Origin of the sequence: Salinimicrobium sp. TH3 (genome assembly GCF_026676115.1) — a bacterium.
Lineage (GTDB): Bacteria > Bacteroidota > Bacteroidia > Flavobacteriales > Flavobacteriaceae > Salinimicrobium.
Genome location: NZ_JAPONB010000004.1, coordinates 24,329 through 48,418, shown reverse-complemented (window position 1 = coordinate 48,418; position 24,090 = coordinate 24,329). Strand labels below are relative to the sequence as shown.

At 41.1% G+C, this 24,090-nt stretch carries 18 protein-coding genes; 6 read left to right on the top strand and 12 right to left on the bottom strand.

The genetic code is table 11. The features are described 5' to 3' along the window. Positions 1–8: 8 nt before the first annotated feature. Positions 9–656: a hypothetical protein gene (locus tag OU683_RS07680; protein WP_268136899.1), complete on the top strand. Its 648-nt coding sequence runs from the start codon at positions 9–11 to the stop codon at positions 654–656. Between the two features lies 1 nt (position 657). Here the strand turns inward: OU683_RS07680 and ung are convergent, their stop codons facing one another. Beyond that, positions 658–1,323, bottom strand: coding sequence for a uracil-DNA glycosylase (ung, locus tag OU683_RS07675; protein ID WP_268136897.1), 666 nt, complete (start codon positions 1,321–1,323; stop codon positions 658–660). A gap of 44 nt (positions 1,324–1,367) precedes the next feature. On the opposite strand from ung, the gene OU683_RS07670 reads away from it, so the two are divergent. Beyond that, complete coding sequence (locus tag OU683_RS07670; protein WP_268136895.1) at positions 1,368–3,542, top strand: endonuclease MutS2; 2,175 nt, start codon at positions 1,368–1,370, stop codon at positions 3,540–3,542. Positions 3,543–3,555: 13 nt separating this feature from the next. After that, on the top strand, positions 3,556–3,969 hold the full coding sequence (locus OU683_RS07665) for a thiol-disulfide oxidoreductase DCC family protein (RefSeq protein ID WP_268136893.1): 414 nt from the start codon (positions 3,556–3,558) through the stop codon (positions 3,967–3,969). Between the two features lie 158 nt (positions 3,970–4,127). On the opposite strand, the gene OU683_RS07660 is transcribed toward OU683_RS07665, so the two are convergent. The 4 genes from OU683_RS07660 to OU683_RS07645 all read right to left on the bottom strand — a co-directional run bounded on the left by OU683_RS07660 (position 4,128) and on the right by OU683_RS07645 (position 10,952). Continuing rightward, entirely contained in the window at positions 4,128–5,282 is a 1,155-nt protein-coding gene (locus tag OU683_RS07660) for a peptidase MATCAP family protein (protein WP_268136891.1), read from the bottom strand. Between the two features lie 310 nt (positions 5,283–5,592). Further along, entirely contained in the window at positions 5,593–6,909 is a 1,317-nt protein-coding gene (locus OU683_RS07655; RefSeq protein ID WP_268136889.1) for a dicarboxylate/amino acid:cation symporter, read from the bottom strand. A gap of 18 nt (positions 6,910–6,927) precedes the next feature. Continuing rightward, on the bottom strand, positions 6,928–7,992 hold the full coding sequence (gene aroC / locus OU683_RS07650; RefSeq protein ID WP_268136887.1) for a chorismate synthase: 1,065 nt from the start codon (positions 7,990–7,992) through the stop codon (positions 6,928–6,930). 50 nt (positions 7,993–8,042) lie between these two features. Beyond that, entirely contained in the window at positions 8,043–10,952 is a 2,910-nt protein-coding gene (locus OU683_RS07645; protein ID WP_268136885.1) for an FAD-binding and (Fe-S)-binding domain-containing protein, read from the bottom strand. A gap of 134 nt (positions 10,953–11,086) precedes the next feature. Here OU683_RS07645 and OU683_RS07640 point away from each other — a divergent pair, with 134 nt between their 5' ends. Next, positions 11,087–11,572: a hypothetical protein gene (locus OU683_RS07640; protein ID WP_228912977.1), complete on the top strand. Its 486-nt coding sequence runs from the start codon at positions 11,087–11,089 to the stop codon at positions 11,570–11,572. A gap of 36 nt (positions 11,573–11,608) precedes the next feature. On the opposite strand, the gene bshA is transcribed toward OU683_RS07640, so the two are convergent. From bshA to OU683_RS07625, 3 genes are read right to left on the bottom strand one after another with little or no spacing between them, the layout of a single operon-like run. Then, the gene (gene bshA / locus OU683_RS07635) at positions 11,609–12,760 is read right to left on the bottom strand and encodes an N-acetyl-alpha-D-glucosaminyl L-malate synthase BshA (protein ID WP_268136882.1); all 1,152 of its coding nucleotides are present in this window, start codon (positions 12,758–12,760) and stop codon (positions 11,609–11,611) included. 3 nt (positions 12,761–12,763) lie between these two features. After that, positions 12,764–15,691 (bottom strand): serine hydrolase domain-containing protein, encoded by a 2,928-nt coding sequence (locus OU683_RS07630; protein WP_268136880.1) that lies wholly within the window; start codon positions 15,689–15,691, stop codon positions 12,764–12,766. Then, positions 15,691–16,176 (bottom strand): ABC transporter ATPase, encoded by a 486-nt coding sequence (locus OU683_RS07625; protein WP_268136878.1) that lies wholly within the window; start codon positions 16,174–16,176, stop codon positions 15,691–15,693. The genes OU683_RS07630 and OU683_RS07625 overlap by 1 nt, the downstream gene beginning before the upstream one ends. A gap of 179 nt (positions 16,177–16,355) precedes the next feature. On the opposite strand from OU683_RS07625, the gene OU683_RS07620 reads away from it, so the two are divergent. Continuing rightward, positions 16,356–16,880, top strand: coding sequence for a hypothetical protein (locus tag OU683_RS07620; protein WP_268136876.1), 525 nt, complete (start codon positions 16,356–16,358; stop codon positions 16,878–16,880). A gap of 72 nt (positions 16,881–16,952) precedes the next feature. Here the strand turns inward: OU683_RS07620 and OU683_RS07615 are convergent, their stop codons facing one another. The 4 genes from OU683_RS07615 to OU683_RS07600 are packed head-to-tail and all read right to left on the bottom strand — an operon-like array spanning position 16,953 to position 21,269. Then, on the bottom strand, positions 16,953–17,744 hold the full coding sequence (locus tag OU683_RS07615) for a (Fe-S)-binding protein (protein WP_268136874.1): 792 nt from the start codon (positions 17,742–17,744) through the stop codon (positions 16,953–16,955). Between the two features lie 40 nt (positions 17,745–17,784). Continuing rightward, positions 17,785–19,134: a 4Fe-4S dicluster domain-containing protein gene (locus OU683_RS07610; RefSeq protein WP_268136872.1), complete on the bottom strand. Its 1,350-nt coding sequence runs from the start codon at positions 19,132–19,134 to the stop codon at positions 17,785–17,787. 10 nt (positions 19,135–19,144) lie between these two features. Continuing rightward, positions 19,145–20,095: an MlaD family protein gene (locus OU683_RS07605; protein WP_268136869.1), complete on the bottom strand. Its 951-nt coding sequence runs from the start codon at positions 20,093–20,095 to the stop codon at positions 19,145–19,147. 55 nt (positions 20,096–20,150) lie between these two features. Beyond that, positions 20,151–21,269: an N-acetylmuramoyl-L-alanine amidase family protein gene (locus OU683_RS07600; RefSeq protein WP_268136868.1), complete on the bottom strand. Its 1,119-nt coding sequence runs from the start codon at positions 21,267–21,269 to the stop codon at positions 20,151–20,153. Between the two features lie 168 nt (positions 21,270–21,437). Between OU683_RS07600 and OU683_RS07595 the strand changes: the two genes are divergently transcribed. Continuing rightward, complete coding sequence (locus OU683_RS07595) at positions 21,438–24,089, top strand: putative LPS assembly protein LptD (protein ID WP_268137380.1); 2,652 nt, start codon at positions 21,438–21,440, stop codon at positions 24,087–24,089. Position 24,090: the final 1 nt, after the last annotated feature.

Genomic DNA, 24,090 nt, shown 5'->3' with positions numbered 1-24,090 from the left:
AAAATATTATGAACCATATTACTAATTTTACTTTATTCATTTTACTCACCTTTACCCTGCCTGTAGTCGCGCAGGATATAGAATTACAGGAAATACAGAAAGACACGATCGTACAGGAAGAGCAATTGCAACAGGAAATGATCTTTAGGAGAGATACTACTAAAAGTGAAGTTCACCTCAATATTTTGAATCTTTTGGTTTTTGGAGCCCTGGATGTAGGATATGAACGGGTGATCAACGACCATACTTCGGCCGGTGTTGAGATATTTTCTAAAGTATTTAACAAGAATGAAGGCGAGGATGTGGACCTCTCCAAAGTTTACGCTAAGGATTTCTCTATTACCGGAAGGTTTAAATATTTCCTGCAGGAAGAAAATACTGCCTGGGGTTATTATGCAGAAGCCTTTGGGATGTTTTCCAATGGAGATAACGAAGTGAAAATGGAGTTCAAGGACTCTGAAACAGGAGAATTAGAAGAAAGGGAAGTACTAATTGAATACACAGATATAGGTCTTGGTGTAGGCGTAGGTGGAAAATGGGTAGCCAAACAGGGATTTTTAATCGATGTTTCATTTGGAATAGGAAGGAACCTCTTCGACAAAAATTCTCCCGATATTATCCTGTTACCTTCAGTTAATGTGGGCTACCGATTCTAGTTTACCAGTCTATAGGTTCTTTTCCTAAAGATTTTAGGTATTCATTGGTTTTACTAAAGTGCCTGTTGCCAAACCAGTATCCGCGATTTGCAGCTAATGGAGAAGGGTGACCGCTGGTGAGGACAAGATGTTTCCTCTCATCTATCTTTTTACCTTTCTTTTGTGCAGGACCTCCCCATAATAAAAATACAAGGTTCTCCCGCTCTTCCGAAAGAATTGAGATAACAGCATCTGTAAACTTTTCCCAGCCTTTTCTCTGGTGGGAACCGGCCTGTCCCGCCCGTACAGTAAGTGTGGCATTTAGCATCAACACTCCCTGTTCTGCCCAATGCTGAAGATTTCCGTGAGCCGGTACAGGTTTTCTCAAATCCTCTTTTATCTCTCTAAAAATGTTGACCAAAGAAGGTGGGACCGTAGTATTAGGTTGAACCGAGAAACACAAGCCGTGAGCCTGGCCATACCCGTGATAAGGGTCCTGTCCAATAATTACCACTTTAGTTTCTTCAAAGGGAGAGAGTTCAAAAGCCTTGAAGATATTGTCGGGGTGAGGAAAACAGTCATTAGCTTCATATTCTGCAGTCACAAATTGAAGAAGTTCCTTGAAATAAGGCTTTCCCATTTCATGATTTAACTTTTTTTTCCAATTCTGGGTAATGTTAAAGGTCATAATTATGGTTAAATTGCGGCTTCCCAAAAATAGGGAAATTTTATATGATCAAAGTTACAGCCAAGACTCTTCAAGACCTGGAATTCCCCACAGTTTGTCAGCAGGTTAGCCAATACACGGTTACCGGGCCGGGAAAGGATAAAGCTCTTGAAATAGCACCATTTTCAAGTTATCAAACAACCCTTTTTGCTCTAAGGCAGACCAATGAATACGTGTCTTCTTACCAGCAGGAAAGTCGCATCCCCAATCATGGATTTGATGCAATAGATCAGGAAATAAAATATTTAGGCATTGAAGAAACGCGACTGGAGGCCTCAAGCTTCAGGAAGATTGGATCAATTTCTGAAACTGCCAATACACTTATACAGTTCTTTAGAAAGTTTGAGGAACTCTATCCATGTCTTAACGAAACAGCATCGGCAGTAGAATATACTCCGGAAATTATCGAAAGGATTAATAGAGTTATAGATCGCTTTGGAGAAGTGAAAGACGATGCTTCTCCCCTGCTTCAGGAAATAAGAAGAAACATAGGACATGTAAAAGGGCGAATTAATGCCAGTTTTGGAAGTGCTCTTACCCACTATAATAATCTTGGATATCTCGATGACATACGCGAGACCGTGGTGGATAATATTCGGGTGCTTGCAGTTTCTGCCATGCACAGGCGTAAGGTCAAAGGCGGAATCCTGGGCAACTCTAAGACCGGAAGCATCGTATATATTCAGCCGGAAGCTACCTATAATTACACAAGAGAGCTGAACAACCTGGAATATGAGGAAAAGGAGGAGATCAAAAAGATCCTGAAGGACCTTACAAATTTCATTCGGCCGTATCGTCCTTTGTTGATCGATTACCAGGATTTCCTGAGCGATATAGACGTTGTTGCGGCCAAGGCCAGGTACGGCATGGAAATGGATGCCGTTATGCCCAAAATATCTAAGGAGGACCGGGAACTGGAGTTAATTGATGCTTACCATCCATTGCTGTTGCTTAATAATCGAAAGAAAAACGAGAAAACTTTTCCGCAGACGATTGAATTAAATAAAGAGCGACGAATCATCGTAATCTCAGGGCCTAATGCAGGTGGTAAGAGTATTACCCTTAAAACAATTGGCCTGCTTCAGGTAATGGTGCAAAGCGGAATGCTTATTCCGGTACACGAATACAGCCGGATGTGCTTTTTCGATAAGATCCTCACCGATATCGGAGATAATCAGAGTATCGAAAATCATTTGAGTACCTACAGTTACAGGCTTAAGAATATGAATTACTTTCTGAAAAAGGTGGATGAAAAAACTCTTTTTCTCATAGATGAATTTGGAACAGGTAGTGATCCTGAATTGGGAGGCGCCCTGGCCGAAACTTTTTTGGAGGTATTCTATGAAAAAGGAGCCTTTGGAATTTTGACTACTCATTATGCCAATTTAAAGATGCTGGCTAATGAACTGCCGCATGTTATTAATGCAAACATGTTATTTGATGCCCGCACCCTCGAGCCTCTTTACAAGCTGCACATGGGAGAAGCCGGTAGCTCCTTTACTTTTGAAGTAGCTCAAAAGAACGGAATTCCTTATAGCCTTATCAACCGATCAAAAAAGAAGGTTGAACGCGGGAAAATAAGATTCGATAAAAGTATTGCCGACCTTCAGAAGGAACGCTCTAAACTCTCAAAGACGACATCGGCATTAAAGACCAAGGAACAAAAAACAGAATCTGAAAAGAAAAAACTGGAAGAAACAAATGCCCGGATTCAGCAAAAACTGGAGAACTTTCAGGAGTTGTATGACAGCAATCAACGTTTGATCTATTTAGGAAACAAGATCAATGAAATAAGTGAAAAGTACTTTCAGAACAAAAAGAAAAAAGATCTTATCGCCGAATTTCTAAAGATCGTTGAAGTAGAGAATTCCAAGCGTAAAAAAGTTACACCTAAAGAGAAAAAGGTCGAGAAAGCCAAAGAAAAAAAGGTGATGCAGGAAGCTGAAAAAAAGGTGGAAGAAATTAGAAAGAAGAAAAAAGAAAAACAGGAAAAAGAAACAAAAGAAGAAATTGCAAAACCAAAACCGGTAATAAATGTGGGAGACCGGGTGCGAATGCAGGATGGCAAAGCCGTTGGTAGTATTGACAGCATTGAAAAAGGAAATGCTAAAGTCAACTACGGCATTTTCACCACCTCGGTCTCTGTGGATCAACTGGAACTGGTGCAAAGAAAAAAATAGAAAAAGAAAAATTATGGTAAATTTCCCTGAAAATAAAAAGATCATCCTTTTTGATGGTGTTTGTAATCTTTGTAACAAAACCGTACAAACAATTATCAAGAATGATGTAGATGATGTCTTTAGATTTGCCCCGCTTCAAAGTGACGTGGGCCGTCAAATAATTAATGAAAGAGGAATCGACACAGAAAACCTGGATTCGGTAATCCTCATTGAACCCGGAGTTGCGTATTATAACAAGTCAACTGCAGCAATAGAAATATCGAAACACCTTAAAGGATATTCATGGCTTAAATATTTCAAACCCCTTCCCGAAGGTTTTAGAGATACCATTTATAGCTTTGTTGCAAATAACCGTTACAGCTGGTTTGGCAAAAAGGATACCTGTATGACACCTACTCCCGAGCTGCAGGCTTTGTTTTTAAAATAATTTATTTTAAAAACAAAGCCTGCTATTTTTATTAGGTTCTAGAACCGGGGTCAAAAAAAATTTTTTGATTGATTTCCCGATAGGGATATAAAAGACAGCGATTTCAGGTAAATTCATACTGAGCACGTACTGCCTACTAATTACTGCAAACCGCCCACTTACTTGAGATTGCTCAGCAGGAATTTGAGCTTGTCATTTGTATTCTTATTTTCTTTAAATGAGTGAGGAAAATAAGTATTCTTTTGAGCCAGTTCTTTCTGCTGAAGCTTCTCAATAAGTTCGGCGTCTTCCAGGGCAACTTTTCCTGTGAGCAGCAGCCCCATATCTTTTCCGGCAGAATAGTAGTCATAGACCTTCTTAAGGCCCGGCAGGTATTGATGGTCTTTGGTGAATCCTCCGCCGCGGTGGGCTCTAAGGCTTATTAGCCATGAAGTCTCCCTATCCAGTTTATATTGGCTGTATAAAAGGTCGAAAGTATCACTAAAGCTGTAGCCTTTTATAAGACTATCGGCTGCTAAAACACGATAGGCCAGTTCTTTCACCCTTTTTAAGCTTAGACTGTCACTCATATATTCACTAAAGATCCCTAATCCTGCCTGGGTTGGGTGATTATTGGCGAATCCATGGGAGAATATCCTTAGTGCCTGATCCAAACCGTTAAAAGTAGTGAGCATATTAACCCCTATCTCATGATTGGCAAGGACCTTCAAGTCATTATCACTGAATTTTCGGTTCTTCTTCACTACCAGCTCTCTGGAATTTAATGCCATGGCGGCACCCGTAATGCTGTTGCTCTGTCGTATTCTAAATTGAAAAGGATAATGTTCTCCAAAGGCCTGAAAATACGCCTGTGCCTGATCGGCATTATAACGGGGAACCATTTCCTCTGCGTCTTCTTCTTTGTGAAAATGAAGAATGAATTTGGCATTTTTGACATCCTTTTCTGTGGGCGTACCAAACACCCTTAAGGAGTTATAAAAGAATTTCTTTCCCTTTCCCACTGTAGCCACACACTGCACTAAACCTGAATACTCATAAATTGCATCATAGTAAAGTTTGTAAATATCCTCATCGGGAATATCCTCCAGCCGCTGGCTGAATAATTGTCGTTGCAGGGTATATGGGTCGAATTTTAATTTTCTGTATTTAAAAACCGGATCTTCAGAAAATTTTGATCCAAAAAAGCGTTTTTTTTCCTGCTCAATATTTAACGGATTCAAATAATTCAGCACATCGATTTCCCGCACAAGCCGGTCGAGGTTTTGGTCTATCTCCAAAAGAGTCTTATAGTAATCGCGGGTTTTATCGGTCATTACTGAGGAATTTCAGGTTAAAAAATTTTCCCGGGCAAATACAAGGAATTCTTCCAAACCTCGCAAGCTTTGGGATGTAAAAAAAACGTAAAAATGAGAATAGCTTTAGTTCAACCATACCTGCTTTTTTCTGCCGGTATGCCTAATCCTCTGTTGGTGTTGCATACCTTAATTTTAAAGGGTCCTTTGAACTCTACAAAGTAATCCCGGTTTTTAAAAATTAATGCATTGAACTTAAAAAGCCCGGATACAAAATCCGGGCTTTTTGAAAGATTTTCTCCAGGTTTTCAAGACTGGAACAAATTAAATACTAGTGAACTTTCTCCTTTTTGGGAAGATTCTCATCCCACTTTCTCTCATGCGGTTCCCCCAGTCTATCCACAGATTTTGCTACCATCATGGAAACTGCTGCATCCCCTGTAACATTTACCATAGTACGGCACATGTCCAAAGGCCTGTCAACAGCAAAGATAAGGGCCAAACCGGCTTCGGGGATTCCTGCCTGTGAAAGTACAATTACCAGCATTACCATTCCCGCACCGGGAACCGCTGCAGAACCAATTGAAGCCAAAGTTGCAGTGGCAATGATACCAAGTTGGGCACCTAAGGTAAGGTCCATTCCAAAAGCCTGAGCTATAAATACGGCAGCTACCGCCTGGTACAGGCTGGTTCCATCCATATTGATTGTTGCACCAATTGGTAACACAAAACTTGTAACTTCTTCGTGTACCCCAAGATGTTCTTCGGTTCTTTCCATGGTTACAGGTAGAGTAGCAGCACTTGAACTGGTAGAAAAAGCCAGCAATTGAGCAGGAGCTATTCCATTTTCAAAGAAGGCCGGATTCCTTCCTGTAGTGACCCAAACGATCAACATATAAACCACAATCATAAGGGCAAGTCCTATAAGAACAGTAACTCCATACATAGCTAGCGCAGCAAAGAGGTCGGCGCTGGGGGATTCGACTACCAGGGCAGCTAACAGTGCAAAAACACCATATGGAGCCGCAAGCATAATGAGGTCAATGAGTTTAAGAATTACTTCATTAAATCCGTCAAAAAAGGCTTTCACAGGTCTCGCCGTTTCTTCAGGAATTAGTATAAGCCCCAGTCCAAAAAAGATGGCAAAAAATATCACCTGTAGCATATTCCCATTATCACTTGCTGCAGCAAAAATATTCCCGGGCACAATGTCTTCAAGAGCCTGTAACGGGCCCGCTTCCTTTTGGCGCTGAGCATCGGCTATCTTCATGTTTGCATCACCTTCGTAACTGGTAATAAGATCGTTTCGGGTATCTTCAGCAATGGCTCCACCGGGTTCTATTAAATTCACCAATACAAGACCAATGGAAACTGCAATAAGGGTTGTTCCTATATAAATTAAAATGGTGCGGGTACCCATTTTTGATAACTTCGAAATATCCTTAAGATCGGAGATCCCTTTAATAAGTGAAGCTAAAATTAGAGGAACTGCAATCAATTTGAGGGCATTTATGAAGATATTTCCAAAAGGTTTTATCCAGTCATTAATAAATTCGGCTCCCCAGGAAAAATTGGTCATAATAAGGGCAAAGATCACCCCGGCTGCCATTCCCAGTAAAATCTGCCAGTGCAGTGCTAATTTTTTCATATTAAAGTGTCTCTGAAATTATATTTTAGACGTTCTGTTCAATAAATAATAATCTGCAAGTACGAGTGCTGCCATGGCTTCTACAATAGGGATCGCACGCGGCACCACACAGGGGTCATGCCTGCCTTTGCCCTGCATTTCTACCTCCTGCCCTTGAGCATTAATGGTTTTCTGCTTTTGCATAATTGTGGCGACAGGTTTGAATGCCACACGAAAGACTATGTCCATCCCATTGGAAATTCCTCCCTGGATACCACCGCTAAAATTCGAAGTGGTTGAACCATCAGGTTCAAAAAGGTCGTTATGTTCGCTGCCTTTCATCGCCGATCCTGCAAACCCGCTCCCATATTCAAATCCTTTTACAGCATTGATGGAAAGCATGGCTGCGCCTATAGCAGCATGAAGTTTATCGAAAACAGGTTCTCCCAGCCCTTTGGGTACGTTGGAGATAACACACTCCACTACTCCACCCACAGTATCACCCTGCGACCGAATTTCTTTTATATAAGCTTCCATTCTCCTGGCAGTATCAGAATCTGGACAGCGCACCGGATTCTTTTCTATTTCTGAAAGCTCCAACTCCTCGAATTTCTTCTGAAGCTGAATGTCTCCTACCGATGAAGTATAAGCCGTAATTTTTATATCCTTAAGCAGTTGTTTTGCAATAGCTCCCGCGGCCACTCTACAAGCAGTCTCCCGTGCCGAAGATCTTCCTCCACCCCTGTAATCCCTGTTGCCAAACTTTTGGTCATAGGTATAATCGGCGTGAGAGGGACGGTAAACATCTTTGATATGCGAATAATCATTGGATTTTTGATTGGAATTTTCAATAACAAAACCAATGGGAGTTCCGGTAGTTTTACCTTCAAAAATGCCTGAAAGAAACCTAACGCTATCAGGTTCTTTACGCTGAGTAACGATGGCCGATTGTCCCGGTTTACGCCGATCCATTTCCTGCTGAACTTTTTCAAGGTCAATTTTGAGTCCGGCGGGGCATCCGTCAATTATCCCTCCAATAGCTTCGCCATGAGATTCCCCAAAAGTGGTAAGTCTAAAAAGTTTTCCGAAGGAATTCCCTGCCATTGAAGGTGATTTTGAGCAAATGTAATTTTTTAAGCCAAGATTTGAAAATGTTATTTCAGGGCCTCCGCCATGATCGACACTGGATGAAGAGCTTTTTTCCCTGTTCCGTCAAATATTTGGTGGCGGCAGCTGGTCCCGGGAGCTGCAATTAAAGTCTCTTCGGAAGCTTTTCTCACTGCCGGGAAAAGCGTTTGTTCCCCTATTTGCATGCTCACTTCATAATGCTCTTTTTCATAACCGAAAGAACCTGCCATCCCGCAACAACCCGAAGGAATTACTGTTACCTCAAAATTCTCCGGAAGGTTTAGCATCACAAATGTATTTTCAATTCCCGAAAGCGCCTTCTGGTGACAATGTCCATGTAATTTGATCCTCTTCTTATCTGAAGTAAAAGAGTTGGCAGTTATATTTCCGGCGACCACTTCCTTTTTGAAAAATTCTTCCAGCAAAAAGGCATTTTTGGATACCTGCGCTGCAGCTGCTTTGTCATCGGCCAGCCTAAGATACTCATCCCGAAAGCTTAGAATTGCTGAAGGCTCTAATCCCAAAAGAGGACTTTCTTCAGAAATTATTTCCGTAAATATCCCAATGTTCTTATTGGCTACCTCCCTGGCCTCTTTTAAAAACCCTTTTGATATAAATCCGCGGCCACTTTCAGGATGATCTATGATCTTAACTTCATAGTTCAGTCCATTGAGTAATTTTATGGCCGCCACTCCTACCTCCGAATCCAGGTAATTTGTAAATTCATCATTGAAAAGATAAACGGTTTTAATTGGATCCTTAATTTTCCTTTGATTTTTCCTGTAGTATGCAGACAAAGTTTGGCGCGAAAGCGGCGGCAAGCTTCGCTGCGGTGCAATTCCCATAGTTTTTTTCAGGATACTTGCAGTCAATGAATTGGAAAACATAAAGTTTGAAAAAGGGGAAATTTTCGATGTCTTTTTATTCATTTCCGCATTAAAAGCAAAAGCCCTGGAGCGAATGGAACTTCCATTTACCTGATTATATTGATATTGAAACTCAGCTTTATAAGCAGCCATATCAACGTTAGAAGGACATTCACTTTTACAGCCTTTACAACTAATACAAAGGTCAAGAACCTCTTTTAGCTCTTCATGATCAAAACGATTGGGTTTATTGGAATGCGTCAAAAATTCGCGCAAAGCATTAGCCCGGGCGCGGGTAGTATCCTTTTCGTTTCGGGTGGCGCGATAACTGGGGCACATGGTTCCTCCCGCTTCGGCAGGTTTGCGACAGTCTCCGCTTCCGTTGCAATTTTCGACACCTCTAAGAATTCCGAGGGAATCAGAAAAATCCATGAGCGTTTTAATTTCCGGTTCCTTCCGCCCTGGCTCGTATCTTAAGCTTTCATCCATAGGAGGCGCATCAATGATTTTCCCGGGATTAAAAATATTTACCGGATCGAAGATATGTTTTACCCTTTTTAAAAGGTCATAATTCTCATCCCCTATCATAAAGCGAATAAATTCTGCTCTCACTCTACCGTCACCGTGTTCCCCGCTCATGGAACCCCCATATTTTTTTACCAGGGAAGCGACCTCTTCGGTGATCTTCCGAAAAAGAGCTACATCTTCATCTTTTTTAAGATTGAGAATTGGTCGCAGATGTAGTTCCCCAGCCCCGGCATGGGCGTAATACACTGCCTCCTGCCCGTAATTCTTCATCAATTTAGAAAACTCTGAAATGTAGGCAGCCAAATCTTCTACAGCTACTGCGGTATCCTCAATACAAGCAACGGCTTTGCGATCGCCCACTATATTTCCTAAAAGGCCTAACCCTGCTTTTCGCAATTCCTGAGCAAGTTCAATGGTATCATTTCGCAGCACTGGAAGTGCATATGCCAATCCGGAATCTGTGAGCGTTTTAAGCAATTCGGCCGTCCTGTTTGTAAGCTCTTTTTGAGAAGTTGCTCTTATTTCCAGCATGAGAATAGCTGCAGGATCCCCTTCTATAAAAAACCTGTTCTCTTTGTATTTAAGGCTGTTTTTGGTGCAATCCAAAATCACCTTATCCATCATTTCGCAGGTAAACAATGAATGTCTCATAGCGGGCACCACGGCCTGCAGGCATTTTTCAACCGAATCAAAATGGGCTGCGATCATTACAGCATTTGAAGGCGGCAGTTCATCCAGCTGCAGGGTAATTTCTGTTGTGAACGCAAGGGTGCCCTCGCTGCCGCAAAGGAGCTTGCATATATTGATCTTCTCTTCATTTCCACCTAAGACTTCGGCTAAAATAAGCTCATCTACTGCATATCCAGTATTGCGGCGGTGGATTTCGGGTTTTGGGAAACCCGCAGTGATCTGTTGACGTACAACCTCTGGCTTCAGCTCCTCGTATAATTTCCGGTAGATCTCCCCTTCCATGGAGTCCAGCTGCAATTTGTTGCTGAATTCTTCCGAAGTTATTTCAGAAAAAACAGCTTCAGAACCATCACTCAGCAACACTTTCATCTCAACCACCTTATCTCTGGTGACGCCATATTTAATTGAAGTGGTACCGCTGGAGTTGTTGCCCACCATTCCACCTATCATACAACGATTGGAGGTAGAAGTATTGGGACCAAAAAATAGATCATGTGCCTGGAGAAAACGGTTTAGATCATCCCGAATTACCCCTGGCTGCACCTTTACGGTCTTCTTTTCAACATTTAGATCAATTATTTTTGTAAAGTACTTGGAAACATCTACAACTATACCCTCGCCAACACACTGCCCGGCGAGCGAGGTGCCTGCCGTTCTTGGGATAAGTGATGTTTTATTCCTGCGAGCAAAAGAAATTAGTTCTTTTATATCCTGGACCGTTGCTGGATAGGCAACTGCCTGTGGTATAGTGCGGTACACAGAAGCATCTGTAGCAAATATTCTACGCCAAAGAGAATCGTAAAAAAGATCTCCTTCCAGATTACCGCTAAAATTCTTAAGCTTATCATTCATAGTTGTATAATTATCAGACCATTGAACGGCCGATTAACAGGTCTTAATTAACATTAACATTTAATTAGCTGAAGGTGGGAGTAGTTGGTATGACAGATAGTCTAATTTTGTAGGAACAAATTAAATGAAAAGATATGAAAAAAATTGTTTTACTGACTTTATGTATTTTAGGATTTACCCTTAATTCTCAAGCACAAAATATTGCCGATCATGCCCTGGGTCTACGCTTAGGTGACAGTGGAGGATTTGGAACAGAAATTTCTTATCAACATGGTCTTTCTGAAAACAATAGATTGGAATTCGATTTAGGCTGGGGAGATAGAGGTCATTATGATGCTTTTAAAGTTGTTGGTTTATACCAGTGGGTTTGGAATATTGAAGGAGGCTTCAACTGGTATGCAGGCGCTGGTGCCGGTTTAGGATCCAGAAGCTTTGATGATGATCACGATCATTCTGATGACAGCGAGTTTTTCGCTCTTGCAGCCGGAGACATAGGTATCGAATATAATTTTGATTTCCCACTGTTACTATCTCTGGATTTTAGACCAGAATTAGGTCTAGATGATTATGGTGATGACGTGGATTTTGATATTGCATTAGGTATCAGGTATCAGTTCTAGAAGATCAATTAATAAAAAGAAAAGGCTGTCAAAAATCTATTTTTTGGCAGCCTTTTCTTTTTGAACCAGATCTAAAGCCTTTTGGTACAGATCTTCATATAAAGGTACTACAGAATATATATCGAAAGTAAAGGATTGTTTGCGTGCATTTTCTTTGAACTCATTTAGAACTTCCTCATTTTCAAGTATTCGAATAGCATTTGCAGCCATTTCCTCAACATCACCCACATCACTTAAATACCCCGAAAAACCGTGTTTATTCACCTCCGGAAGTCCGCCGGTATTCGTAGAGATCACGGGTACGCCATTGACCATTGCTTCAAGTGCCGCAAGGCCAAAACTCTCTTTTTCTGAAGGCAGGAGAAAAAGATCTGAATAACTCAGCACCTTATCTATTTCATGAGATTCCCCAAGAAATAAAACCTTTTCTTCCAGCCCCAGGTCATGCACCAGTTCTTCGGCCATTTCCCTCTCGGGCCCCTGCCCTACCATAATAAGCTTTGATTTAAGCTTTTTCTGAACCTCATAAAAGATCATGATCACATCTCTTATACGTTTCACCTTTCGCAGGTTACTTACGTGAGTAATGATCCTTTCATCACTTTCGGCAAGCATTGTCCTTTGGCAGTTGCTAATTGACTGAGTGTATTTGGTGGTATCAATAAAATTTGGCACCACATTGATCTCACGCTTTACGTTGAAAAGTCTTAATGTATCTGCTTTAAGGCTCTGGGAAACCGAGGTTACTACATCGCTGCTATTTATACTAAAAGTTACAGCCGGTTTGTAGAAAGGATGGTTTCCCACCAGGGTAATATCGGTTCCATGAAGGGTGGTCACCATTGGCAGGTAGATTCCTTCTTCCTCCAGCATCTTTTTTGCCATGTAACCTGCATAAGCGTGAGGGATAGCATAATGTACATGCAGCACCTCTATCTTATGAAGTTTCACCATGTCAACAAGTTTGCTGCTTAATGCAAGCTCGTATGGCTGATAATGAAAAAGTGGATATTCGGGAACATTTACTTCATGAAAATGTATGTTATGCGAAAGTTGTTCCAGCCTTACCGGCTGTTTATATGTAATAAAATGGATCTCGTGGCCTCTCCTGGAGAGTGCCATTCCCAATTCTGTAGCAACCACACCACTACCACCAAAGGTGGGGTAACAAACAATGCCTATTTTCATGTATCAGCGTTCTATAGCTTCGTAAATAAGTTCCTGAATATTTGACCTAATGCTCTCCCTCGTTAGTTCATTGTTTCCTGCAGAAGGATGTATACGGTTCGCTAAAAATACGTAAACTATTTCTTCATCGGGGTCAGCCCAGGTAAAAGTTCCGGTAAAACCACTATGACCAAAGCTGGTCATGGAAACACATCCACAGGTAGGACCGACATCACTTAGCTGGGGTTTATCAAATCCTACCCCACGCCGCACGTCATCTTCGCAATAATAGCAGGTATTAAATTTGTCAACCGTCTCCTGGTCAAAATATATTTTACCTCCATATTGTCCACCGTTCAAATACATTTGCATGATCTTGGCCACGTCATTGGCTGTGGAATACAAACCGGCCTGGCCTCCAATTCCTCCCAAAAGAGCAGCTCCTTCATCATGGACAAAGCCCTGTAGGAGCTGATTTCTCCAGTTTTGGTCATTCTCTGTAGGCACAATTCTTTCTTTTGGAAACTTCTTAAGAGGTAAATAGGTGGTGTTATGAGCACCTAAAGATTTATAAAAATGATCCTGGGTGAGATACTCCAGGGAAGTCCCGTAAATATCCTCCAGATAAAATTTGAGCAGATAGAAAGGAAGATCACTGTATTTGTAAGCTTTTCTTCTTTCAAGTTCGCTATCCCTAATGATCTTTAGCACCGTGTCTCTAATGTCATTCCTAACATACATTTTTTCGGCTATCTGTACATTGTAACCTCTGTCCTGTTGAGAACGAATATATTTTACATCTGGTCGCTTTGTATTCTTATCAATGGTCATCCTGTGGAAAGGAATCCAGCTCTTGAATCGGGCGTAGTGCGACAGCATTTCCAGAATGGTGACCTGCTCTTTATTGCTTCCGCGGAAGGATGGTAACATCTCCCCCAATGTTGTCTCCAAATCGATTTCATCCTGGTCTACCAGTTCCATCAAAAGCGGAAGGGTAGCAAGGATCTTGGTAAGTGAAGCAAGATCATAAACATCTGAAGACTTTACCGGTATTTCCTTCTCATAGGTATGGTAGCCTGCATTTCTTTCGTAAATAACCTTTCCCTTACGCGCTACCAGCACCTGTAATCCCGGGGTCATTTTTTTATCTAACGCCTTTTGAATGAGGTCGTCAATTTTGCTGAGTTTGTAAGAATTCATTCCCACCTGTTCTGGCAACCCATAAGACAGGCGTTCGAGGTTACGCGTTCTGTAGCCGGTGCCCACGGGAAAATTATTCCCGGCACTTACAGGAAGTTTCCCTTTGGCTTCGAGAGCCCCAAAAATAACCTGTGCAGCCTTTTGCTGCCCAAGAATGGTATTTTGATAAGCTACTTGTATAGCCTCAAAATTGGCAGTGGTTTCCAGGTCGAGTAAAGCATAAGGACTCGTGAAAATATTGAGAATTACTTTATTTTTCCTTGCGATTTCATAGAGCCAGGTCTGCTCTTTTTGATTCAGTTTGAAACCACTCCAGGGAGAAGCAGAAGATTGATGATATCCAATGATAACCTGGTTATATGAATCGAGTTTATCTAAAAGCTCATTCAGATTTTCTGCTGAAACTGAATCTACCTGTGCATAACGATTTAACTGCTCAAAAAAGGCATTCCCGGAGTCTTCTCCAAAATGGACATAGGCGATCTTACTGGTTTCCAAATCCTGAATGGGTAAGGTGGACCGGTCATTTTTGATCACCGTCATGGCATTTTCGTACAGTTTATGAGAGAGCACCTCATTACGAATGCTATTGAGATCTTCAATAACATAAACGGGGTCGACAGGTTTATACTTATCAAGACCAATTTTATATTTTGCGTAAAGGATTTTTCTAACCGAATGTTTCAGCCGGGCTTCAGTAATTAGGCCTTTGTTATAGGCTTCTACGATTAATTCTGAAGCTTTTGGAACATCTTCAGAAAAGAGTAAGATATCATTCCCCGCCAAAAATGCCGCCAGATCTATTTCTCCCGGCTCGTCAAAATTGGCTACGCCCTTCATATTGAGAGCATCAGTAATTATAAGTCCGTTAAAGTTCAATTCTTCCTTTAAAATACCAGTGACTATTTCATGAGAAAGACTAGAAGGAAATTCTGTACGTTCTTCGAGGCTGGGAACATTTAAATGTGCTACCATAACACTGCTGAGCCCTTCGGCTATTAATTCCCTGTATGGAAAAAGTTCCTCTCTAAAGATCCTGTCACGGGAAAAATCCACAACGGGCAGGGTTTTATGGGAATCCCTCTCTGTATCCCCATGTCCCGGGAAATGTTTAGCGCTTCCCAGTACACCTTCTCTTTGCATCCCTTTTATAAAAGCAATGGATTTACTGGTAACATTGGTCTTGTTTTCGCCAAAGGAACGATTGCCAATAATAGGGTTTTCAGGATTTGTATTGATGTCGACCACCGGGGCAAAGTTCATGTGCACCCCCAGCCTTTTTGAATGTTGGGCTATACTGGCACCCACTTCTGTTATTAAGTTTTCATCCTGAATAGCACCCAGGGTCATATTCCATGGATAAGCATAGGTAGAATCAAGGCGCATCGCCAGGCCCCACTCTGCATCCATACCTATAAGCAATGGGATTTTGGAAAGCTCCTGCAATTCGTTCTGGAGCTTCACCTGTCTTTTAGGACCTCCTTTGGAAAAGATCACCCCGCCAACGTAATGCTGCTCCACCAATTCTCTGGCTTTTTCAATTTTTGCAGGAGGATCTGACGAGAAAACATCAATCATGAAAAGCTGCCCAACTTTCTCCTTCAGGGTCATAGCATCATAGATGCTGTCTACCCATTGCCTTTGTTGCTCTACATCTTCTGCAATTAAAGGGCTTGTTTGGGAAAATGAAATTTGGGTAATAAGGAACGAGGCCAATAAAAGGCCTGAAAAGGGGCTGCTTTTAATTTTCATTAGTTTAGGAAACGCTTGTGCCAGCTTTCAGATGCAGGTACTTCCCAATCTGAAAGATATTCAGCTTTATTGTTCACGAGGTTATTAAACACAATAGTTTTGGGAGAAACGGCTTTTTCTTTGGCCATTTTCCTGAAGTCTGTAAGCGTTTTATAAGCCACAAATTCACCCTGTTTATAGGAGACATTCATCTTATCAAGAAGATCGACGTTATAATCTTTCTCAAGCTGTTGAATAAAGCGCACAGATTCATCTATGGAGCATCCTGTAGCAGCATTCATTTTCTGGTCAAGAGCAAGAATGATAAATCGCTTGTAACGCATTTCATAAGAAGCCTGGAGATTGGCGCCGTGGGCAGTCCACTGCTCAATAAAAGCCTCAAGTTTTTCTTTAATTTCTGTCTGCTCTTCCTCTGTAAAAGAGCGGTTTGCCTGAAAGACCCAAACGCGGGAACTCTCTGGTAAAGTTTCAAATGGGACAAACATTTTTTGGATATAATTTAGTAATACAAAAATAAGAGATTTGAAGGCGGGATTCCAATTTGAGAAGGTTAAAGTTGTATAATTTCTCCTTGTCATTATTGCTTCTTCTGCTATAGTAAAAGCTTTTCTACAAGCTGATAAAAATCATAATTTCCTGAAGTTTCCTCTTCTAAATTTGTTCTATGGACACAAAGGAGAAGGAACTTTTTAAAAAGGCAAGAAAACTTGGCTACCGGTCAAAAAAAGATCAGCTCCCCGACCTCGCATCCTGGCTGCGCGAGGAAAAGCAAATTCATGTGGAGGTTGGAAGTATTTGGGATGAATTAAACAATTTTGTAGAATCTTATTGCTACACCGTTACAGCGCCTATTTGTATTTATTATCATGAACCAATTCACGCGGCAGGAGGAAACTCTTATATAGAAATGCAGCAACAGGGTCTTTTCGATGCCATATTGCTTTTATCCAGGTACGAAAAACAGAAACATTTAAAAGCCACAGACGATGAAGTGGTCCTTGCCTACTTAAAAGGTTATGGGGATAAGGACAAAATCCTTCCGCGGCCCGAATACCAAACAAATATTGAGAAGTATGCTTATCTACAGGGAAAACAGGGAGATTATATTGAAGAAGGACTCACCGAAGATGATATCCTTATCCTGGTGAGGAACAAAAAACCAGAAGAAGAGACTTTAAAACTGAAATAGAAGGTAAACAAAAAAGCGGGGGTCCAAAATGCTATTTTTGGACCCTCGCTTTTTTTTATTATAGCTTCTGCACTAGAGATCTTCAGCAGTTGCGATCATCTCTGCAATATCCATTACTGCAATGTTGTCTTCCCTGTTCTTGGATTTAACCCCATCTGTCATCATCGTGTTGCAAAAAGGACATCCGGCTGCGATTACCTCTGGCTTAACTTCAATTGCCTGCTCTGTACGCGCGACGTTTACATCTTCTTTTCCCGGCTCGGGTTCTTTAAACATCTGGGCACCTCCGGCACCACAACACATGGCATCCTTTTTACACCTTTTCATCTCTACTAATTCAACTTCAAGTTTTCTTAGTAGATCACGGGGTGCTTCATAAATTCCATTTCCCCGACCTAAATAACAGGGGTCGTGAAAAGTGATCCTTTTGCCCTTAAATTTTCCACCTTCTACTGTTAGTCTGCCTTCTTCTAACAAAGATTTGAGAAAAGTAGTGTGATGCATCACTTCATAATTCCCTCCAAGACCGGGATATTCATTTTTAATTATATTGAAACAGTGAGGACAGGTGGTTACAATCTTTTTGATCTCGTACCCGTTTAAAACCTCGATATTTCCGGCAGCCTGCATTTGGTAAAGAAATTCATTCCCGGCGCGTTTTGCAGGATCGCCGGTACAGCTTTCTTCTGTTCCAAGCACAGCAAAATCAACATTTGCCCTGTTGAGCAGCCTTACAAAAGCTTTTGTAATTTTCTTTGCCCTGTCGTCAAAACTTCCGGAGCAACCTACCCAAAACAGGACTTCAGGTTGTTTTCCTTCGGCCATATATTCTGCCATGGTTGGCACTTTAATATTTTCTGCCATTGTATTTTTTATTGCAGCCTCAAAAAGGCCAATTTGGTAATTAATTTTCGTTTGCCCAATTTAAGCGGTCCATCTGGTTGTAAGGCCATGGTGCTCCATTGTTCTCGATGTTACCCATCGCATTATTTAAATCTGCCGGTCCTGCGCTTTGTTCCATCATTAGATACCTTCTCATCTCCACAATTATGGAAAGGGGGTCAATTCCCACAGGACAAGCCTCTATACACATTTGACAGGTCGTACATGCCCAAATTTCCTCCCTTAAGATGTAATCATCGAGAAGTTGTTTACCATCATCTTCAAATTTTCCATTCTTGTTGATGTTTTCTCCCACCTCTTCCAGACGATCCCGGGTATCCATCATGATTTTTCTTGGAGAAAGCAATTTCCCGGTGTTGTTCGCGGGACATTGATCTGTACACCGCCCACATTCGGTACAGGTGTAAGCATTAAGCAATTGGACCCTGTTGAGATCAAATACATCTGAGGCTCCAAATTTTTCGGACTCTCCTTCTGCTTCGCCTTCTGGTTCCGCTGGAGCAGCAAATGGGTCGGCATCCGGATCCATCATTAGCTGCACTTCTTTGGTCACAGCTTCAATGTTATCAAATTCTGCTTTTGGTTTAATCTTGGAATAATAAACATTAGGAAAAGCCAGAAGTATATGAAGATGCTTGGAATAGTACAGGTAATTCAAAAAGAAAAGAATTCCTAAAATATGTAACCACCATGCGGTTCTTTCAATAATTATAAGTGTGGAATTAGTAAAACCATCCAGGAGAGGCAGTAAAAAACTACTTACTGGAAAAGCACCGGCGATCTCTCCACTAGCCATGGCATAGTGAGGAGCAAGATTTAATTGTAATTGGTAATCGGCAGCATTCATGATTAGAAAGAGCGACATTAGCACCATCTCAAAGTACAGGATGTAATTTGCATCGTTCTTCGGCCACTCAGTAAGCTCTCTGGCCCTGAATCTCTGAATGGTCAGGATATTACGTCTTATCCAGAAAATAATCACTCCTACAAGAACCAATAATGCCAGGATTTCAAAAGCACCTATAAGAAAACTATAGAAAGAACCGGCAAAGGCAAAAATTCTATGAGTGCCAAAGATCCCGTCGATTATAATTTCCAGGACCTCTATGTTGATGATAATAAAACCAAGATAAACAATGACGTGGATAATACCCGATACAGGTCTTCGCACCATCTTGTACTGCCCCAAAGCTATTTTAGCCATTTTACCCCATCTTTTCCCGGGGTTATCGGTTCGATCGGCTTCCCGACCCAGTTTAATATTCCGGATCATTCTCCGGATGTTGCGAATAAAAATACCTAACCCAATTGCGACGGCAAGGATAAAGGCGATTTGTGCAAGGATCTGCATGGTTGGTTGGTTATTTTAATGAATCTCGAGGGGGCGAATAAGGGCCCGGGTTTTTCCCAAAGATAGAAAAATGTACGTAACGTTTTGGATTCAATTTCACATCCTGTATCAATGCATCCAATTGATTGGTTGCCCTTTCAAGATTATTAAAGACTGAAGGATCATTAAGAAGTTTACCTGCAGTTCCCTCTCCCGAATTAAGTTTTCTGGTAACATTTTCAAAATTAGCCACTGCCATTTCCAGATCCTCTGTTACCTTTCTTACATCGAATTGAGAAAGAGTATCTGAAAAATTACTGAAGTTTACGGCCATTTCATCAAGGTTGGTGAAGGTGCGGTCTAGCTTTGGAGAATTTTCAGTTAAAACATCTTCTACCGTGTTTGCTGAATTGTTTAATGAAGCAATAGTTGCGTTAAGATTAGCAATACTATTTTTTAAATTTTGACGGGTAGTAGGATTCATTACCTCGTTAAAGGAATTTATAAGCGAATCTGTACTTACAATAACCTTTTCCACTTTTTCCTGAAGAGGTGTTAGCCTTTCATTCACCAGTTCCAGTAACCCCTCTTCTATCGCACCGGGCAATGTGTCGCCAGATTTGGCCATTTGTCCCTCTTCATATTTTGGTATGATTGCAAGGGATTTTCCTCCAATAAGACCACCACCATAGATTTGGGCGACACTATTTTCAGAAAAAGGAAAAGAGTTGTCAACAAGAAAAGTCACCACCAGTTTGCCTGAGTGATCTAAAAATCCAATTTTAGTTACATTTCCCACCTTGAGCCCATTGATGGTCACGGGAGATGAAGGCGAAAGCCCTTCTACATCATTATAAATGGCATAAAAGGTCCTGCTGGAATCAAACCAGTTTTTACCTTTTAAAAAGCTATATCCAAAAATGAACAGAAGAATGGCAACTATGGCCAAAAGAGCAGTTTTAACCTCCTTAGTATATTTCACAAAAATCGTCCTATTTGATTAGGGACAAATATAAAATTTATATAGTAAAGAAGGACTATTCCATTTTTGTTTTTAACGCCTCATTAACGCTGATCTTCTCATTTCCACGGAATGCGACTATGTAACTGTCGGGGTAACCGGTACGTTTTGCCTTATCATGCAAATCCTGTATCTGGGAATAACTGGAAGATGCACCGTAGTAATATTTGAAAAGCTTTCCTTCTTTATTTCTCGAAACCTGGTTCAATCCTTTAAAATTTCTTGAATTTGGATCCAGCTTTTTACCTGATGCCGCCAATTGCACCTTAAAGGTTATTCCATCATATACGTCCAGAGGTCTATCTTCAGATTCCTGGGTGAGCTCAATAGGAGGATTAGCTTCTATATTGTCCAGAATAGAAAGATTCATCGAATTTTTGTAATCCTTTACGGCCCGAACAATAGATTCAGAAATTGCAGCCTGACCGGCCGCACTATTAAGAAAAGCACCTTCGGACCTATTGCTTAAAAATCCTGCTTCTATAAGAACACTAGGCATATAGGTCTCCCTCAACACCAGGAACCCCGCCTGTTTTACCCCGCGGTTAACCCGTTTATTTAAGTTGGTAAAATTCTTCTGAATAAAATCTGCAAGCAAAATACTTTGATCCAAATACTCTTCCTGCATAAGAGTAAGTCCTATATAAGACTCAGGAGAATTAGGATTAAAGCCGTCATAAGTCATTTCATAATCTTCCTCAAGAAAGATTACCTGGTTCTCACGCATTGCCACCTCCAGGTTATCCTGGTTACGGTGAAGCCCAAGTACAAAGGTCTCGGTTCCCTGGGCTTGGGATTTATGACCATTCATATGAATTGAAACAAAAAGATCTGCTTCGGCCTTATTTGCGATCTGTGCTCTTCCTGCCAGAGTTACAAAAACATCTGACTTACGGGTATAGATCACCTTAATATCCGGGATCTTTTCAAGTTCAGCACCAACCCTTAGGGCGATATTTAAAGCGATTCCTTTTTCTTTGTAACCGTTCCAGGTGTTACCGGGGTCATGACCTCCATGCCCCGCATCTAACACAACTACAAAGGGATCGCGCGGCGGATCTCCTGCTACAGAAGCAGCCATTAAAGGATTAATAGCAGTAAAAAATATTAAAATTGCAAGAAAATTCGTTTTCATATGGAAATAACGGTTCATTAGGGGTGCTTATTATTTTTAGTGAACTCAAAAGGTACCTTAAAAAATATATGTAATTTTGAGACTTCAAAAAACGAGCCACACCATACAAAAATAGCATAACTACCATTGCGAACAAAGATACTTTACATACTTTCCTGCTGTATTTTTATGCTTTCATTAGCCTCAAAATCCACAGCACAGGAAATTAAAACCAAAGAAGGTATCCGCATCCCTGCAGAACGTGAACCTGTACAACCCATCCAGGACTCCATAAAAATAGAAGCTCCAATTCCTGTAATTACACTTACTCCACAAGATACAGTAAAACCAAAACGGGAAATGCTGGCCGATAGAGTAGTCTATACTGCAGAAGACTACATGCGTCTGAGTCCGCGGGAAAACAGGATATACCTTTATAATAATGCCGAAGTGACCTATGGTGATATCAACATTACCGCAGGAAGGATCATTCTCGACAATGAACGCAATGAAGTGTATGCCTACGGAATTGTAGATACGGCAGGAGTTTACACTCAAAAACCGGTTTTCACACAGGCCCAAAATGTGGTGCGTCCCGACTCGATTCGATTCAATTTTGATTCTGAAAAAGCCCTCGTCTTCAATTCCCGAACAGATCAGGGAGAATTTAAAGTGCTCGGTCAAATCACAAAGCGGGAAAATGACTCAGTGTATTACATGAAGAATGTGAGGTTTACCACCTCCCCTAATGAAGAAAACCCAGATTATTATTTTTATGCCAGAAGGATCAAATTAGTACCCGATAAAAAGATAGTCTCCGGCCTGGTGAATATGTACATTGCCGATGTTCCTACTCCTTTAGGTCTTCCGTTTGGCTATTTCCCAATGACCGATGAGCAGACCTCGGGATTTATCATTCCCTCATTCGGTGATGACAACAACCGCGGATTCTTCCTGCAAAATGGAGGTTATTATTTTGCCATTAATGATTATGTAGATCTAACGGTGCTGGGAGATTATTACACTAACGGGAGCTATGGCTTAAGAATGGAATCTTCTTATGCCCTACGATATAGATTTAGGGGAAACCTGAGCTTTAGATATGAAAAGCAAATAAACAGTGAAAGAGGTTTTCCCGATTTTTCTGAAGGCACTATTTACAACCTGCGCTGGAACCACTCCCAGGATTCAAAAGCAAATCCTTCTTCAAGGTTCTCGGCAGCCGTGAACCTTGGTAGTAGTGACTATTACCAGGCCTCTACCAATCAAATGAACACCGGGAACAGGTTGACAAATACATTAACTTCTTCGGTTTCTTATTCCAAAACATTCAATATTGAGCCGCAGGTAAACCTAAGCATCACTGCCACACACAGCCAGAACACCAATACCAATCAAATAAATATGACCCTGCCAACAGTGCAGGCCAGTATGGCAAGAGTTTATCCTTTCGAGCCAAAAGTGGGTTCAAAAAAAGGAATTATTGAAAACATAAATTTCCAATACAATTTTAGGGGTGAGAACAGATTCCGGACTACAGACTCGCTTTTCTTTACACCTGAAATGTTTAAAGATGCAGTTTTTGGTGCACAGCATACTATTCCGCTTACTACAAACTTTAAATTATTCAACTACTTAAGTGTTAGTGCAGGGACAAATTATACCGAGTCGTGGGTTTTCAAAACTTTTGAGAGATCTTATGACGAGGAAGCCCGCAGGGAGGTTATAGACACTGTGAGTGGTTTTGATTCTTTTCGTACCTACAACTTCAACACCAGTATAGGAACTACCATTTATGGGATGAAAACCTTTGGCGGTGATGGTAAGTACCAGGCAATACGGCACGTTATGCGTCCCTCTATAAGCTATAATATCAATCCGGGATTTGATTACTATTATGATCAATATGTCATCCCCGAGACAGATGGACGGGAAGAACGTGTTGTAGATTATTCTCGATTTCAGGGTTCCCTCTATGGACCTCCGGGAAAAATCTTTTCCAGTTCTATTGGCCTGTCGTTAAGTAACACTTTTGAAGCTAAGGTGAAAGATTCCGTAGATGCCGAACCACGGAAGATAAAACTGCTAAACAACTTTAATATTAGCACTTCCTACAATCTTGCAGGAGATTCCTTAAAGCTCTCCCCTATTAGCATACGCGGAAGTATCCCGGTGATACAGAACAAACTGGATATTAATTTTGGAAGTAACCTTGATATATATGCTTTAAACAACGCCAACCGCCGTATAGATAAATTAAATATTGAAAATGGCGGAAGTCTCTTTAGGCTTACTAATGCCAATGTAAGTTTTGGATATTCCTTCTCAAGCCAGGATTTTTCGGGTGGAAAAGAGAATGTCAACAGGCTTGAAAATCAAACCTTCAGAAATGGAGGAAGACCCGATGATCTTTTTGGAAAAGACATGGATATCGACGGTACTTTTTATGACGAAAAAGAAACCGATATGCCCGATGAGGAAGAAAACGAGAATTTATGGTACAATTTTGAAATACCGTGGAACCTAAGGCTGGCTTATGCTATGAACTACAGTAACACTGCAAGACAAAATGAGATTTCCTCACATTCCCTTATGTTTTCGGGAGATGTGGAATTTTCTCCAAAATGGACTGTTGGTGCCTCCTCGGGTTATGATTTTGTAAATACCGGTTTCACCCATACCCAGTTGCGATTTGCACGGGATCTTGAAAGCTGGAGAATGACCTTTAGTTGGACTCCTTTTGGAGTTTATAAGCAATGGAATTTCTTTATAGGGATCAAGTCTTCCTTGTTGAGGGATATTAAATATGAAAAAAGGAGAGAAAGAGACAGAAGTTTATAAA